The sequence below is a fragment of the Brakhagea slesvicensis genome, assembly GCF_052161625.1.
GTDB lineage: Bacteria > Planctomycetota > Planctomycetia > Pirellulales > Pirellulaceae > JBKCUI01.
Genome location: NZ_CP197412.1, coordinates 2,084,448 through 2,101,361, shown reverse-complemented (window position 1 = coordinate 2,101,361; position 16,914 = coordinate 2,084,448). Strand labels below are relative to the sequence as shown.

Genomic DNA, 16,914 nt, shown 5'->3' with positions numbered 1-16,914 from the left:
TGAACCGCCACCCCCTATCACCGCTCTCTTCGGACGGCGGTGACTCACCTCGAACCACTCTTTCCACTAGATAGGCACACGACACATGAACGCACCTTTTGGCTTCCCAGAAAAGAATGGTCTCTACGATCCAGAACTCGAAAAGGATTCATGTGGTGTCGGCTTTGTCGCGCACATCAAGGGTCAGCCGAGCCACCAAATCGTCGTCGACGCGGACACCATCCTGAAGAATATGGATCACCGCGGTGCTTGCGGTTGCGAAGCCAATACGGGGGACGGCGCGGGGATTCTGGTCGGTATGCCGGACAAGTTCGTACGGCGAATCGCGAAAGAAGAATTCGATGTCGAGCTACCGCAGGTAGGCTTCTACTCGGTCGGCAACATCTTCCTTCCCAAAGATGAATCAGAGCGCGAGCATTGTCGCAAGGTCTTCAATGAGCTGATCGCCGCCGAAGGGCAGACGTTGCTCGGATGGCGCGAAGTTCCCCAAGCCACCGATTTCGCCGATATTGGACCGACGGCGCGCATGGCTGAACCGAAGATTGAGCAAGTCTACATCGCAGCGGCGAAGGGGCTTTCGACGCTCGAGTTTGAGCGCAAGCTTTACTTGATTCGCAAGCAGGCGAGTCACAAGCTGCGAGGGAATTCGAATCTGAAGCAGGCGACTCTGTTCTATGTCTCCTCCCTTTCGACTCGAACACTGATCTACAAGGGGATGCTCACTCCCGCGCAGGTTGTTCCTTATTACTTGGATCTGTCGGATCCCGATTTCGAAACGCACCTTGCGATGGTTCACTCGCGATTCTCCACCAACACATTCCCGAGTTGGGATCGCGCTCAACCGCTTCGCTTCATGAGCCATAACGGTGAGATCAACACGTTGCGAGGGAACATCAACTGGATGCGGGCACGCGAGGGGAACGCAGCCAGCGAATTGTTTGGCGACGAATTGAAGAAGCTGTTTCCCGTCGTCGAGCCCCACTGCAGCGACTCGGGGACATTCGACAACGTGCTCGAGTTCTTGCTCCTCAACGGCCGAACGTTGCAGGAAGCGATGATGATGATGGTCCCTGAGGCTTGGCAAAAGCATGAGACCATGTCGCCCGAGAAGCGAGCGATGTACGAATTCTTTAGCTGCATGATGGAGCCATGGGATGGCCCTGCCTCGATTGTCTTCACCGACGGCCAAACCATCGGTGCGACATTGGACCGAAACGGTCTTCGACCCAGCCGCTACTACTTGACCACCGATGACCGGGTCATCATGGCGAGCGAAGTCGGTGTCCTTCCTGTCGAGCCATCGATCGTGAAGGAAAAAGGACGTCTCCAGCCAGGCCGTATGTTCCTGATCAATTTCGAAGAGGGCCGCTTGGTCCCGGACAAAGAGCTCAAGGAGAAGTTTGCCAAGTCCGAACCTTACAAGGATTGGTTGCAAGAAAAGCGAATCACCCTGGGGGATTTGTCCGCAGACAAAGAGCCCCACGGCTTCTATCCCGATTCGTTGCTTCCTCGCATGCAAGCCTTCGGTTATACGATCGAGACGATGCAGTTCATGCTGCTGCCGATGATCCAGAATCAAGTCGATCCGATCGGCTCGATGGGGAACGACTCCGCGCTCGCTTGTTTGAGCGACCAACCTCGCTTGGTCTATGACTACTTCAAGCAGCTCTTTGCACAGGTGACCAATCCGGCGATCGATTCGATTCGCGAAGATGTCATCATGTCCCTCGAGTGCTATGTCGGTCCCGAAGAGAACTTGCTCGATGCGACGCCAGCCCACTGCGAACGGTTGTTGATCCCTCATCCAATCCTCACCAATGAAGAGTTGGCGGCGATCCAACACATGACGCATCGCGGTTGGAAGACCAAGACGATCGACATGACCTACGATCGGGCTCGAGGCAAGGCAGGGCTTCTCGAGACGCTGGATCGAATCTGCTCCGAAGCGGAGAAGGCGATCGACGACGGCTTTACCATGGTCGTTCTCAGCGATCGTTCCCTCAGCGAGCATCGTGTTGCGATCAGCAGCTTGCTCGCATGTGGATCGGTCCACCATCACTTGGTTCGCGCCGCCAAGCGGACTCGGATCGGTATCGTGCTTGAGACCGGTGAAGCCAGAGAGGTGCACCATCATTGCTTGCTCGTTGGGTACGGAGCCGATGCGATCAATCCGTACTTGGCGTTCGAATCCTTGTGGCAAGCCAGCCGCGATGGGTTGCTTCAAGGGATGGATGACGACAAGATCGTCGCCATGTATCGCAAGGCGGTTGCCAAAGGCATGCTGAAGGTGATGGCCAAGATGGGCATCAGCACTTTGGCTAGCTACAAGGGTGCTCAGATTTTCGAAGCCCTCGGCTTGCAAGACGAAGTCATTGCCCGCTGCTTTGCAGGAACCAATAGCCGTATCCAAGGTTGCTCGTTCGACATCTTGGCCGAAGAGACCATGAGACGCCACGCGTTGGGCTACCCAGAGAGCAAATCCGATGCGTTGCCCATGTTGGCAAACGTGGGTGAATTCCACTGGAGAGCCGAAGGGGAGCGACACGGCTGGGATCCTGCCGCGATTGCCGATATCCAAGTCGCAGCGCGAGCGGGTGACAAGAATGCTTACCGTCGCTTCGCGGATCACATCAACAAAGATGCGAAGATGCGATACGCGCTGCGGGGGCTCATCGAGTTCAACGCAGGAGCGGGTACTGGCCCCATTCCCATCGAGGAAGTTGAGCCCGCGAAGGAAATAGTGCGACGATTCTGCACGGGGGCGATGAGTCTCGGATCGATCAGTTCCGAAGCGCACGAAACGTTGGCAATCGCCATGAACCGACTGGGTGGCAAGAGCAACACGGGAGAAGGGGGCGAAGATCCTGTCCGCTTCCAGCCTCTTCCCAACGGCGATAGCAAGCGGTCGGCCATCAAGCAGGTCGCTTCGGGGCGGTTCGGTGTTACGATCGAATACTTGACCAACGCCGACGAGATTCAGATCAAAATTTCGCAAGGTGCGAAGCCAGGCGAAGGGGGAGAGCTCCCTGGCAAAAAGGTCGATAACTACATCGCCCGCATCCGCTACAGCACTCCTGGGGTTGGACTCATCAGCCCTCCACCCCACCACGATATCTATTCGATCGAGGATTTGGCGCAGCTCATTCACGATTTGAAGAATAGCAATCGTGCGGCTCGCGTGAGTGTGAAGCTGGTGAGCGAGGTCGGGGTCGGGGTCGTGGCGTCCGGTGTTGCCAAAGCGCACGCCGACCACATCTTGATCTCCGGGGATACGGGTGGTACGGGGGCTTCGCCTTTGACGAGCATCAAGCATGCGGGGCTACCATGGGAGCTTGGAATCGCCGAAACGCATCAGACGCTTGTACTGAACAATTTGCGAAGTCGCGTGACGCTGCAGACCGACGGCGGACTGAAGACCGGCCGCGATGTTATCATCGCAGCGTTGCTCGGAGCCGAAGAGTTTGGGTTCGCAACCGCGCCGCTCATCACCCTCGGGTGCATCATGATGCGCAAGTGCCATTTGAACACTTGCCCCGTGGGCATTGCGACACAGGATCCTGAATTGCGGGCCAAGTTCGCTGGCAAGCCGGAGCATGTTGTGAACTATCTGTTCATGGTGGCCGAGGACGCACGAGAGATCATGGCATCGCTCGGTTTCCGAAGCATTGATGAAATGATCGGCCGAACCGAGTTCTTGCGGGTCGATGCCGCGATCAAGCATTGGAAGGCGGACGGATTGGATTTGACGCCTATCTTGGCACCAGCCAAGAAGCTGAGCCCGGACGTGCAAGTTCGATGCGTGGACAAACAAGATCATGGATTGGAAAAGTCGCTTGACTTGACCCAGATCCTGCCACGATGCCGTGAAGCGATCGAGAAGGTCAAGCCGGTACGATTCGAATTGCCCATTATCAACATCAACCGAACGGTTGGGACGATCTTGAGCAATGAGATCGCCAAGGTGCATGGCCAGAAGGGATTGCCAACTGACACGATCCGCATCCGCTTCCGAGGTGCTGCTGGGCAGAGTTTCGGTGCGTTCCTGGCGCATGGCGTGACGTTGGAATTGGAAGGGGACGCCAATGACTACGTCGGTAAAGGGCTTTCCGGTGGTCGGATCATCCTCTTCCCGGATCGGGCAGCTTCGTTCAAGCCGGAAGAGAACATCATCGTTGGAAACGTTTGCCTGTATGGTGCGACCAGTGGTGAGATCTTTATTCGCGGGCGAGCGGCAGAACGATTTGCTGTTCGAAACTCAGGTTGCCAAGCCGTGATCGAAGGGGTCGGCGACCATGGTTGCGAATACATGACCGGGGGGCGCGTGGCGATCCTCGGGCCGACCGGTCGAAACTTTGCAGCGGGGATGAGCGGCGGGATCGCTTACGTGCTCGCGGACATGGAGGCGTTCCGTATCCAATGCAATCTGGGGACTGTGGAACTGGAGACCGTGGAAGAGGATGAAGACATCGCCGAACTTCATGCGATGATTTCCAAGCATGCAGAGTTGACCCGGTCGACGGTCGCAACGGAGTTGCTCAGCGATTGGTCGAATAGCATTCGACGATTCGTGAAAGTCATGCCGATCGATTACAAACGAGTCTTGAACGAAATGAAGCAAACCAAACGAGAGATGGCGAAGGCCTAGTTCGGTGCACTTTTTTGTTCAATCCATCGCGGCGAGGCTTGTTTGATGTGAGCCTTGCCGATCCAAACACGAAGACAATATCCGATACGAGAGTAATAGAAGCATGGGCAAGCCAACCGGTTTTAAAGAGTTTGATCGCAAAAAGGTGGAATGGCGGCTGCCGGTAGTTCGATTGGGCGATTTCGGCGAGATCTATACGGAACCTGACGAGCAACAGTTGCGAACGCAGGGAGCGCGTTGCATGGATTGCGGGGTGCCGTTCTGCCAATCTGCTACGGGTTGTCCTATCGATAATTTGATTCCCGAATGGAACGACTTGGTTTATAACGGTCGATGGAAAGACGCTCTCGATCGACTGCACAAGACGAACAACTTTCCGGAATTCACCGGTCGCGTTTGTCCGGCTCCCTGCGAAGGAGCTTGCGTATTGGGAATCACCAATCCGCCCGTCACGATCAAGAATATCGAGAACGCGATTATCGATCGCGGCTATGCCGAGGGCTGGATTCACCCGAAGCCCCCTGAGACTCGCACAGGGAAGAGCGTGGCCATCATCGGTAGCGGTCCTGCAGGGCTGGCCGCAGCCGATCAGTTGAACAAGGTGGGGCACACGGTAACCGTGTACGAGCGATCCGACCGAATCGGTGGACTTCTCACCTATGGCATTCCCAACATGAAGCTCGATAAGGATGTCGTGCAACGACGGCTGGATCTTATGGCGGCCGAGGGGGTCAAGTTTGTGACCAAGGCGGACGTCGGTCGCACGGTCGATCCCAAGCAGTTGATGGCGGAGAATCATGCGGTGCTCTTGGCGACAGGTGCGACCAAGCCTCGCGATTTGCCGATCCCCGGTCGGCAGTTAAAGGGTGTTCACTTCGCGATGGAGTTTCTCAGTGCCAACACCGCGAGCTTGCTCGATAGCAAGCATGCCGATGGGAAGTACATTTCCGCGAAGGGGAAGCGAGTCGTTGTCATCGGTGGTGGTGATACCGGTTGTGACTGCATCGGAACCAGTCTGCGACATGGTTGCAGCGAGTTGGTGAATTTCGAATTGCTGGATAAGCCACCCGAGAGCCGAGCGGCGGATAATCCTTGGCCGCAGTGGCCCCGCATTTTCCGAAGCGACTATGGGCATGAAGAAGCTTTGCTGAAGTTCGGCAAGGACCCTCGCGAGTATTGTATTTTGAGCAAGGAGTTCGTCGATGACGGCAAGGGGAATGTCACCGGGATTAAGACGGTCCGCGTGCAGTGGGTGAAGAAGGACGGCAAGTTCACGATGGAAGAGGTTGCTGGGAGCGAAGAGATCATCGGCGCCGATTTGGTCCTCCTCGCGATGGGCTTCCTAGGACCTGAGAGCTACGTCAGCGAGGTCCTAGGCCTGGAACTGGATCCGCGTTCCAACTACAAGGCGGAGCATGGGAAGTTCACGACGTCCGTCCCGGGTGTGTTCGCAGCGGGTGACTGCCGTCGCGGGCAATCGCTGGTGGTATGGGCGATCAATGAAGGTCGTGGTGCCGCACGCGCCATCGACATTTACCTGCGAGGCCACAGCACCCTCCCAGCCCCTGGCCTCACCATGGGCTCGGCACTCGTCTCGACGACCTAGTCAAGATCGCTCGCTGACGCATCGCTCGGTAGGTCTGTCTTGCGTGTCTCCTGACCCGCAAGACAGTAATGGCGCCTTTGCGAGGAAGTGGATTTAGCCTCTTTGCGCCGTGGCGCCTTTGCGAGAACTCTTCATCGGTCCTGTTTCAAGTGGCGCGCGACGGCGCAACGCTCGCAAAGGGGGTGCGGGATGGGAGGTGCAGTGCTTGTAGGTCTGCTCTTTCCTTCCTATCTTCATGCCCCCATTTTCCTGCCATCGATTTCGACTACGGAAGAGATGAGTGAGATTGGCAATAAGATGAGGGACATACAATCAAAAGCCCTCGTCGAGAATTCCCTCCACCACTCACCCTTACACTTTTTCTTCTCCTTCTTCTTCTTCCACTCCTTTGCGATCCTTGCGCCTTGGCGCGCGACTTTCTTCAGTCCTAATTTTAAATGGCGCGCCAAGGCGCCAAGATCGCAGAGGGGATTGTGGTTAGAGATTGCTTGTAGGTCTGCTCTTTCCTTCCTATCTTCATGTCCCCATTTTCCTGCCATCGATTTCGACTACGGAAGAGATGAATGAGATTGGCAATAAGATGAGGGACATACAATCAAAAGCCCTCGTCGAGAATTCCCTCCACCACTCACCCTTACACTTTTTCTTCTCCTTCTTCTTCTTCCACTCCTTTGCGATCCTTGCGCCTTGGCGCGCGACTTTCTTCAGTCCTAATTTTAAATGGCGCGCCAAGGCGCCAAGATCGCAGAGGGGATTGTGGTTAGAGATTGCTTGCAGGTCTGCTCTTTCCTTCCTATCTACATGCCCCCATTTTCCTGCCATCGATTTCGACTACGAAAGAGATGAGTGAGATTGGCAATAAGATGAGGGACATGCAATCAAAAGCCCTCGTCGAAAATTCCCTCCACCACTCACCCTTACACTTTTTCTTCACCTTCTTCTTCCACTCCTTTGCGATCCTTGCGCCTTGGCGCGCGACTTTCTTCAGTCCTAATTTTAAATCGCGCGCCAAGGCGCAAAGCACGCAAAGGGTAATCAGGAATCAAGTAGGCTCAAGCACCTGATTCGCGATGTGATTCAGAAAGCGACGCGGGCTCGCTGTTTTCTGCCGGCAGTCTTTTCGTACCCCCTTGAAAGAATCTCCAGCAATCGTGCAATTCCTGAAGTTTGGCCAGCCGATGAGCAATCGAATCGCTATCCATCGCATCCGACCACCCGCGACTCTGGCGTTTCGCAACTTCAACGCTAGTCTGTTTGGTCATTGAGTAGTTCCACATCCAATTTGTCTTTTAATCGAGTGGACGATTGTTTCATTTTAATCAACCCTGCTCGCGATAGAAGTCGGATCGGATGGCCATCCATCTCGAACGATTCTTGATCCTTGAAAATCGGATTGTCCGCGTGGTTTGCTTCAAGCAAATCAAGCGATAGCAAATCACCATTTTGGATTTTGTTGACTCGAAACAATCGGTCGATTCCTTGATCGTTGCTTGGTAGAACAATCCACCCTGCAACGTCATTAAACCCAGCAGATGCTGCCGCGTTGATTGCCCTTTCCATCTCGTCTGCCGGAACCAAAAAGTCGATGTCCAAGGTAAGCCTTGGACGGCCATGAATGACAACGGCCAAACCACCGCAAATAGCGTAGTTCACTCGATGGCGAGCAAACGTATCCGTTAGCAGCAGTAGTTCGTCCGTAATTCGCATCAAGACCCTAGCTTCTTTGCGTCGACTTTCATGGCAGCCAAGCGATCTAGAACGGCGGTCTTGGCGGCGGCCAAGCCCTGCGAGACCGGCTCGTAGCCGAACAAGTAAAATTTCACTTTCGGCTCGGTTCCCGACGGCCGGACGGCGATGGCGTTGCCCGACGGTTGCGAGCTTCCCGGTAACGCCAAATCAAGAATCAGCATGTTGCTCTTCGGTGCAGCAAGTTGTTCCGTGCCACCGCCGACAATCTTTCGAGTGAGGTTTCCGTAGTCGCGGACGGCGACGACGGAGAGGCCACCCATCGTAGAGGGTGGATTGTCTCGGAGGGATTGCATGAGTTTCTTCATGTTCGCCATCCCTTCACTCCCCTCCATTTGGACGTTGATCAAGTCCTCGAGGTAGCAGCCGTGAGTGGAAATAAGCTGCTCGAGCTTTTGATGCAGGGTAAGTCCCTCCGCTTTCAGATCCGCAGCAAGTTGGGTCATGAGCAAGCATGCCACCGCGCCATCTTTGTCTCGAGCGTATTGACCGATGAGGTAGCCGTGCGACTCCTCGGTGCCGAATGCGAAGTTGTCTGGTCCAAGCTCATCCATCAAGCCGGCAATCCACTTGAAGCCGACGTGGATGTTCCCTTCGCAGCGAGCTCCGTAGCTTTCCGCAATGCGGCGAGTCAGTTCGGAGGTCACCAAGGTCTTGATGACGTACGTTTTGGCCGAGAGGGTTCCTGCGGCTTTCATTTTGCCGAGGACGAAATCAGTCAAGAGAGCTCCCAATTGGTTCCCATTGATGGTGCCCCAGGGGGAATCAGGAGCGGGAGTGAGGGGTGCTGCGCATCCCATGCGGTCGCAGTCCGGATCGGTAGCGAGGATCAAGTCCGCGCCGCGCGCTTTGGCTTCGACGATGATCGCATCGAACACGGCGCTGTTCTCGGGGTTGCTGACATGTCCGGGAACGTTTGGAAAGTCACCATCCGGTTTCGCATGGGGTTCGAAGACGGAAACGTCTTGGAATCCGCATGCCGACAGGAGAGGCAGAACGGCAAAGCCACCGACGCCGTGGAGGGGGGAATAGATCACGCGGACATCACGCGAGCCAGGCCAAGCGTACTGCGAGGCGGCTGCCAAGTACTTCTCGTCGATCTCGGAGGTGACGACGGTCACCTTTCCGGCACTAACAGCTTCCGAAAAGGGAACTGTCTTGATCTGTTGGACGTTCATGACTCCGTCGATGATGGCCGCATCGTGTGGCGGCAGGACTTGCCCGCCGGTCGACCAGTAAACCTTCACTGCGTTATCGCTCGGCGGGTTGTGCGAGGCGGTGACCATGATTCCGCAGCTGCAGTTCTTCGTTCGGACGGCGTAGGAAAGCTGGGGTGTTGCCCGATAGTCGTCCAGGAAATAGACATGAAAACCATTCGCGACCATGACCGACGCACAGAGTTCCGCGAAGTGGCGAGAATTGTGTCGGGTGTCGTAAGCGATCGCGCACGAGAGGGGCTTGGGAATATCGGATCGGCTCAAGATATAGTCTGCCAAGCCTTGGGCGCTCTCCCCGATGGTCCGGTCGTTGATCGCGTTGGATCCGATGGGGTACATCCTTCCTCGACGTCCGCCGGTGCCGAAGGGAATGATCGTCCAGAAGGCATCGTCCAACGCTTGCCACTTCTCTTCTTCGACGTGCTGGCAGACCGAGTCCACGTATTGGGCATACCGGGCTTCGGTTAGCCAGCATTTCAAGTTTTCAACGGCTCCGGCGCTGATTTTGGCTTGTTCGTGAGCGGACTGGATTAAGGCGAGAGCGGTTTGCGTTGAAATCGGCATAGGAAGTTCGACGAGGGGAGCCTGGGAGGAAGTGGATTTTCGGTAAAAGGAGGGGTTGATTTTAGGGGCAACCGCTTCGGGACGCTATAACGGGCTCGTTTGCCGGTAGATTCTGTCCGATAAGTACCCTTGCCAAATGGGTGCATATCGAAAAGATGTACACATTCGAACGTTGCCTTACTTAAAGAACGAGGAAAGATCAATTGAGTTACTTTCCAAACATGCCGCCAGTGTTTGATTCGCATGCTTACCAAAGCTACCAGCGCCAGCGTCAGATGACGTTGGGAGATCTTCTTTTGGAGAACCGCATCGTGTTCCTCCAAGGAGAGATCTACACCGGCAACGCCAATGAAGTGGTGATGAAGCTTCTGTATTTGCAGAGCGAGAATCGTCGCAAGGACATTCACTTCTACATCAACTCGCCGGGTGGTGAAGTCGTGTCGACGCTGGCCATCTACGACACCATGCAAATGCTCTCGTGCCCCGTCGCGACGTACTGCGTCGGTCAAGCGGCCAGCGGTGGCGCCGTTTTGCTCGCAGGTGGTTCCCCAGGAAAGCGATATTGTTTGCCCAACAGCACCGTGATGGTTCACCAGCCCCACGGCGGGGTTCGAGGCCAAGTTTCCGATATCGAAATCCAGGCCAAAGAGATTCTTCGTATGCGGTCCCAGCTCAACGAGCTTCTTTCCAAGCACACCGGCAAGTCGGTGGACCAGATTGCCAAGGACACCGAACGCGACTTCTTCTTGACCGCGCAGGAGGCCAAGGATTATGGACTTGTAGATCACTTGCTCACCAAACAGCAGAGCGAAGAAGAGAGCACCTAGTCCCGCTAGCACCACCGAACTACGATCCATTCCCAGGAGTCACCAGTTATGCCTTTGATCCCTTATGTCATCGAGAAGAGCGGACGCGAAGAGCGCGCTTACGACATTTACAGCCGATTGCTGAAAGATCGGATCATTTTTTTGGGCCAGCAGGTGGATGACGAGATCGCCAATGCGCTCGTTGCCCAGATGTTGTTCCTGCAGAGCGATGATCCGAAGGCGGACATCCATATGTACATCAACAGCCCTGGCGGCAGCGTCAGCGCCGGGATGGCGATTTACGACACGATGCAATTCGTTTCGTGCGATGTGGCGACCTACTGCATCGGTCAAGCGGCTTCGATGGGTGCGGTTTTGCTGACCGCCGGTGCGAAGAATAAGCGTTACTCGCTTCCGAATTCCCGCATCATGATCCACCAGCCCTTGGCAGGGATGCAGGGAACGGCAGAGGAGATTTCCATCCACGTTCAAGAGTTCCGACGAACCAAGCGACGGTTGAACGAGATCTTGATCAAGCACTGCGGTCAATCGCTTGAGAAGATCGAACAGGATACCGATCGCGACCGCTTTATGGATCCGGAAGAAGCGGTTTCGTACGGTTTGATCGACAAAGTCATCGATTCGATGCCACGTGTCGAACCCCCGGCGACTTGATCGCGTCGAACTCCCGCCCATTATCTTTGAGACTGCACCATGCTAGACCTTTACGACAAGATCCAAGAATCGACCGACTTCATCCGCAAGGCTTGGAGTCGGACACCTCACGCAGGGATTATCCTCGGAACAGGTCTTGGGCCTTTGGTGCAGCGGATTGAAGTGGAAGCGGCGATCGATTACGCCGAGATTCCTCACTTCTTGAAGTCGACCGCCACGTCGCACCGAGGCCGATTGGTTTGCGGAATGCTATGCGGGTTACCCGTGATGGCGATGGAAGGTCGATTCCATATGTACGAGGGGTACCCGCTCCAGGAGATCACGCTCCCGGTGCGGATCATGAAGGCGCTTGGTGCCGAGTTGCTGCTGGTCTCGAACGCTTGCGGGGGGATGAATCCTCTCTACAAAGCGGGGGACATTATGCTCATCGACGACCATATCAACCTGCTTGGCGATAATCCGCTCATCGGTATCAACGACGATCGACTCGGGCCACGCTTCCCAGACATGTCGGCACCTTACGATGCCGAGTTGATCGAAGCTGCGATGCGAGTCGCTAGGAAGAACGACATTGTCGCGCATCGCGGGGTCTTTGTTGCGGTGGCGGGTCCGAATTTGGAAACGAGAGCCGAGTATCGTTTCCTGCGCATGATTGGGGCCGATGTGGTCGGGATGTCGACGGTTCCGGAAGTGATTGTAGCGGTCCACTCCTCGATGCGTTGCGTGGGATTCTCGGTGATCACCGATATGTGTCTCCCCGATGCCCTCGAGGCAGCCGATGTCTCCAAGATCATTGCGATTGCCAATGATGCGGAGCCACGCTTGACTGCTTTGGTTACAGGTGTTCTCGAATACGAAAAGAATCGCAGCGGAAAGTAGCCCAGCTATGATCAGTATCCACCCGGAAACAACGCGGCTTGGTTGGATCGGGACCGGAGTGATGGGACGCAGTATGTGCACCCATTTGTTAAAGGCTGGCTACTCCCTTTCCGTCTACAATCGAACACCTGAGAAGACGGAAACTCTTGTCCAGATGGGAGCGCGTCGTTGCGAAACTCCCTTGCAAGTGGCCCAGAACAGCGACGTCGTCTTTTCGATGGTCGGGTACCCGAGCGATGTCGAGGAAGTCCTGCTGGGAGAGTCTGGCGCGTTACAGGGATTGCGAGCCGGAGGACTCTTGGTCGATATGACCACCAGCCGCCCCGCCTTGGCGGAGACGGTTTATCACGAGGCCAAGCAGCGGGGTTGTCATGCGCTCGATGCGCCGGTTTCCGGAGGGGACATCGGAGCGAAAGAAGCACGGCTCTCCATCATGGTCGGCGGCGATCGAGAAGTGTTCGACGCGATGGAGCCTCTTTGGAAACTGATGGGCAAGACCTATGTCTACCAAGGGGCCGCAGGGAGTGGTCAGCACACCAAGATGGTGAATCAAATATTGATCGCCTCTAGCATGGTCGGACTATGCGAGGCGTTGCTCTATGCGACTCGCAGCGGGTTGGATCCGCAAACGGTTCTCGAGTCGGTATCGTCCGGCGCGGCGGGTAGTTGGTCGTTGTCGAATCTCACCCCTCGGATCTTGCGAGAGGACTATTCCCCAGGCTTTTTCGTCGATCACTTTGTGAAGGATTTGGGGATCGTGCTCGAAGAGGCTGCTCGCATGCAATTGAAATTGCCGGGTGTCGAGCTTGGGATCGATCTGTATCGCAAGCTTCAGGGGATGGGGCATGGCTCCAGCGGCACCCAAGCATTGTGGCTTGCTGTCGGTCGTTAACACGAGAGAGGCTTCCCGATGGCATGGCTCTATTTGATCATCGCTGGTGTCCTCGAAGTCGTGTGGGCTTACTCGATGAAGCAATCCGAGGGCTTCACGCGCTTTGTCCCCTCGGTCGTGACAATTGTCGTCATGATTGCGAGTTTCGCGCTCCTCTCGCTGTCGATGAAGTCGCTGCCGTTGGGAACGGCCTATATGGTCTGGACGGGGATCGGTGCGGTCGGAGCGTTTTTAGTCGGGCTGGTTCTGTTGGGAGAGCCAATCCATTGGTTGCGTATCGTCGCTGCGATATTGATCACGACGGGGGTTGTCGCCATGAAGCTCTCTTCCGATCACTAATTTTGCAGGCCAAAGTCGATATCGCGTGCCCGCGTGAATTCTTCGTGTAGGAGCGGACTCCAATAGCTCTGTTGTCTATACTTGCGAATCGAACGACGCACACCCTCCTTTGGAATAGCAATGGGCTATTGCGTCTGCCTCCCACACTCACCCAACTTGAGACCATGCTCCGTAACGTTCTAGGACTCTCGCTCGTCGCGTTGGCGACGCTGGCATCGCAAACCGACGCGCAGATGATTGTTGGCCACCGCGGAGCATCGTTTGATGCTCCGGAAAACACAATGTCCGCATTTCGATTGGCGTGGGAACAGCAGGCAGATGGAGTGGAAGGAGATTTTTATTACACGAAGGATAAGCAGATCGTCTGCATTCACGACAAGACCACGCTGAGAACCTCGGGCGAGAACCTGGACGTGTCGAAGTCAACGCTCGCAGAGCTTCGCGAACTTGAATATGGCTCGTGGAAGGGCGAGAAGTTCCGCGGAGAGCCCATCCCGACTTTTGCGGAGGTGCTTCAAAGTATCCCTGAGGACAAGAAGTTCATTATCGAGCTCAAGACAGGGCCGGCGATCGTTCCCCTTCTTAAAGCGGAGCTGGAAAAATACCCGACCGATCCCAAAAAGCTCCTGATCATCTGCTTCAATGCCGACACCGTGATCGCGTGCAAAAAAACCTTGCCCGATATCAAGGTCCACTGGCTCACCGGGTACAAACAAAACGAAAAGACGGGTGAGTGGAAGCCGCAACTCGATGAAGTGATCGAAACACTTCGTCGCACCCAAGCCGATGGGTTGGGGACCCAGGGAAATCGCGATATTGTCACGAAGGACTTCATCGCCAAGCTGCGAAGCGAGGGGCTCCGCGAGTTTCACGTTTGGACCGTCGATGGACCGGACGACGCGATCTATTTTCAGAAGCTTGGAGCGATGGGGATTACCACCAATCGCCCCGATTTGATTCGCAAGACTTTAAACAAATAGTTGTGCCGCGGACGTTAAGGTTCTGCGTCTCAGCCCTCATGCTCAGTCGCCCCGCGACGGTACTTGATCGGATTTCGTACTCGTACTCAGTGAAACGGTACTCGTACTCGTCAAAAACGAAGCCAGTCCGAGGGATTTGTCGATCGCGATATGCTGGCTGCTGAGTTGAATTGCGCATAGTGTAAGGTGTCGAGATCGAGTACGTGTACGAGTACCGCGATGCTGAGTACGAGTACGAGAGAGTGAAGCGAACAAGGGATTGCGCCGAAGTGATCGGTTGAACGTTTTCGACTCGGACGGAGTTTATTCCTCGATGTCGATTATCAGCGGCGTTGGTCCATCTGAGTCGGATTTCGTACTCGATGGCGATGAAAGAGTTGGGTGGTTTGAGAAACGGTTCTCCGAGATGATGGGAGACGAGTGATCGTCTTCATCACTGGAATGAAGCCGGACTCAAACTATGCAAAGTCCCTCTCGGAGAACCGACTCATGTTTTACCTTGGAATCGATCAGCACGCAAAGCAATTGACCGTTTCTCTGCGAAATGAAGCAGGAGATGTGGTCCAGGCTCGCCAAGTCAGCACCGAACCCTCGAGAGTACGCGACTATCTTGAGTCCGTTACAAAGCTCGCTACGGATGGCTTTACCGCCATTGTCGAAGTTTGCGGCTTCAACGATTGGCTCTTAGATTTGTTGCCAAAGTATGGATGCAAGCGAGTGGTTGTGATACAGCCTGAAAAGAAGCGTCGCATCAAGACGGATCGACGCGATGCCAAGGAGCTTAGCGAGCTGTTATGGGCAAACCGTGAACGTATTTTGCTAAACCAATCCGTACGAGGGGTACGGCAGGTTGTGATGCCATCTCCCCTGGATATGGAGAATCAACGTCTCACACTTGTGCGACAACAAATCACTCGACAACACACCAAGACGGTAAATCAAGTCAAGCATATTTTGCGACGTTACAATCTTCAGTGGGCAATGCCGACCAAGACTTTCCCATCCAAGAAGGCACTCCTCTGGCTCAAAACATTGCAGCTTTCTAGTTGGGATCGCGAAGAGATAGATTGGCTACTCGAAGAGCTAGATCGTTTACCCAAGAGAATTGAAGTCCTCGATACAAAAATCGCTCAACGTTGCCAAGGAATCCGATCGGTTGATCTCCTTCGCACCATACCAGGTGCAGGTAACTTTACCGCGTTGGCAATCCAGTGCCGAATTGGCGATCCCAAGCGATTTCTCCGTGGAGGAAGCCTGTCGCATTACTTTGGCCTAACACCAACGGTGAGCGATAGTGGGGAGGGAACAGGTCGCCGAGGTCACATCACCAAAGCGGGCAGCACGGTAGTACGTCATCTATTAGGGCAAATGGTCCTTCATGTTCTACGCAAAGATCCAGCGATGAAGAAGTGGTATAAGTCGATTCGCGATCGTCGTGGTAGCAAGATAGCGAGAGTCGCTGTGATGCGTCGGTTGTGCACCGTGATACGCCACATGCTCGTCGAGGACAAAGACTATTGCACTGCTAGGCTTGAAATGATGAACCGACGTATAAACCAGATCAAGAAGAAGCCAAAACCAGGATCGAAAACGCACAATATCGCCTCGTAGTCAGGCGTTCAGCCCCTTAGAAAAGAACCGGTGAAGGAGCAGTAATAACGAAACACGCTTTATGAGTGAGTGTACCAGCCTAGACTCGGCTGCCCGAGCCTGCGATTGCAGACTTTGGCGTTGCGAACCTAGGCTATTCACCAAGGCAAGCCCCTCCGTACGAGCACGTGGATGCAGCCTCGTCGTCATCATTCTCTCACAAGAGAAACGACTGCCTGAATAGCTGCACGAGTACTTGATTTGGAAGCACCTTGTGTGGATGGATCGCATCGCTAAATCCAGTGTCGAGTCACGTTGGACTCGAGCATTCAGAAGCAATTCTGCATGTGCCCCCACGAAGGAATGTATGAGGTGCAATCGCCGTGAAAAGAACGATTGCAATGACCTGACCAAAGATCCTGTACTGACTCAATCAAGCACAACGACCAACCGAACGAAGAAACACGCCTACGTAAGCCGACGCAATGAAGAAATCTCGCTAAATGCGAGACTAGAGCTGTACGCCCATCACCAAAGAAAAAAACGAAGAAAGCACGAAACAATCCTAAACTCTTTCAGGAACGTACTCGTACTCAGTGAAACGGTACTCGTACTCGTCAAAAACGAAGCTAGTCCGAGGGATTTGTCAGCGGGCAAATAGTTTTGACCCAGTACCGAGCAAGTAGGAATTGACCCACCAGCTGGGATTTGGAAAGGAATACGCCCTAGCTGCTGCGCAGCAGCTAGGGCGACCCATTTAAGCCTGTTGATCCATGTTGGGTTCCTACATGAGTCACGGCACAAGCCTCCATTTTCAGTCGCCTTTCTCCTTTTCGTAGCAACCGAGCCTTGCCCTTATTATCCACCTGGATGCGAGAAGCGAAAGCATTTAGACGCCGACCCCAAAAATGCTCGCGCAATATCTTGTAGCAGCATTCCTCGGTCAAAGCGACCATTCCGAGGATGAGCCGATCA

The 16,914-nt window shown here is 54.7% G+C and carries 11 protein-coding genes; 9 read left to right on the top strand and 2 right to left on the bottom strand.

Annotated features, from left to right (window positions below; translation table 11 throughout):
* The first annotated feature begins 85 nt into the window (after positions 1 to 85).
* Together gltB and SH467x_RS08040 are read left to right on the top strand one after the other, a co-directional pair.
* Positions 86 to 4,645, top strand: a complete 4,560-nt coding sequence (gene gltB / locus SH467x_RS08045; RefSeq protein WP_482370756.1) for a glutamate synthase large subunit — start codon at positions 86 to 88, stop codon at positions 4,643 to 4,645.
* A gap of 103 nt (positions 4,646 to 4,748) precedes the next feature.
* The gene (locus SH467x_RS08040) at positions 4,749 to 6,251 is read left to right on the top strand and encodes a glutamate synthase subunit beta (protein WP_482370755.1); all 1,503 of its coding nucleotides are present in this window, start codon (positions 4,749 to 4,751) and stop codon (positions 6,249 to 6,251) included.
* 1,245 nt (positions 6,252 to 7,496) lie between these two features.
* On the opposite strand, the gene SH467x_RS08035 is transcribed toward SH467x_RS08040, so the two are convergent.
* Together SH467x_RS08035 and SH467x_RS08030 are read right to left on the bottom strand one after the other, a co-directional pair.
* The gene (locus SH467x_RS08035; protein ID WP_482370754.1) at positions 7,497 to 7,958 is read right to left on the bottom strand and encodes a hypothetical protein; all 462 of its coding nucleotides are present in this window, start codon (positions 7,956 to 7,958) and stop codon (positions 7,497 to 7,499) included.
* Positions 7,958 to 9,778, bottom strand: a complete 1,821-nt coding sequence (locus SH467x_RS08030; protein WP_482370753.1) for a phospho-sugar mutase — start codon at positions 9,776 to 9,778, stop codon at positions 7,958 to 7,960. The genes SH467x_RS08035 and SH467x_RS08030 overlap by 1 nt, the downstream gene beginning before the upstream one ends.
* A gap of 221 nt (positions 9,779 to 9,999) precedes the next feature.
* Between SH467x_RS08030 and SH467x_RS08025 the strand changes: the two genes are divergently transcribed.
* The 7 genes from SH467x_RS08025 (at position 10,000) to SH467x_RS07995 (ending at position 15,960) form a co-directional block, all read left to right on the top strand.
* Entirely contained in the window at positions 10,000 to 10,605 is a 606-nt protein-coding gene (locus SH467x_RS08025) for a ClpP family protease (protein WP_482371352.1), read from the top strand.
* Positions 10,606 to 10,653: 48 nt separating this feature from the next.
* Entirely contained in the window at positions 10,654 to 11,259 is a 606-nt protein-coding gene (locus tag SH467x_RS08020) for an ATP-dependent Clp protease proteolytic subunit (protein ID WP_482370752.1), read from the top strand.
* A 39-nt stretch (positions 11,260 to 11,298) separates the two neighbouring features.
* On the top strand, positions 11,299 to 12,138 hold the full coding sequence (locus SH467x_RS08015; protein ID WP_482370751.1) for a purine-nucleoside phosphorylase: 840 nt from the start codon (positions 11,299 to 11,301) through the stop codon (positions 12,136 to 12,138).
* A gap of 7 nt (positions 12,139 to 12,145) precedes the next feature.
* On the top strand, positions 12,146 to 13,030 hold the full coding sequence (locus SH467x_RS08010) for an NAD(P)-dependent oxidoreductase (RefSeq protein WP_482370750.1): 885 nt from the start codon (positions 12,146 to 12,148) through the stop codon (positions 13,028 to 13,030).
* An 18-nt stretch (positions 13,031 to 13,048) separates the two neighbouring features.
* On the top strand, positions 13,049 to 13,369 hold the full coding sequence (locus tag SH467x_RS08005; protein ID WP_482370749.1) for a DMT family transporter: 321 nt from the start codon (positions 13,049 to 13,051) through the stop codon (positions 13,367 to 13,369).
* 164 nt (positions 13,370 to 13,533) lie between these two features.
* A complete protein-coding gene (locus SH467x_RS08000) occupies positions 13,534 to 14,349 on the top strand; it encodes a glycerophosphodiester phosphodiesterase (RefSeq protein WP_482370748.1) in 816 nt (271 codons plus the stop codon).
* Between the two features lie 441 nt (positions 14,350 to 14,790).
* Positions 14,791 to 15,960 carry an IS110 family RNA-guided transposase gene (locus SH467x_RS07995; RefSeq protein WP_482368807.1) on the top strand — a complete coding sequence of 390 codons (1,170 nt, stop codon included), beginning with the start codon at positions 14,791 to 14,793 and terminating at the stop codon, positions 15,958 to 15,960.
* Positions 15,961 to 16,914 lie beyond the last annotated feature (954 nt).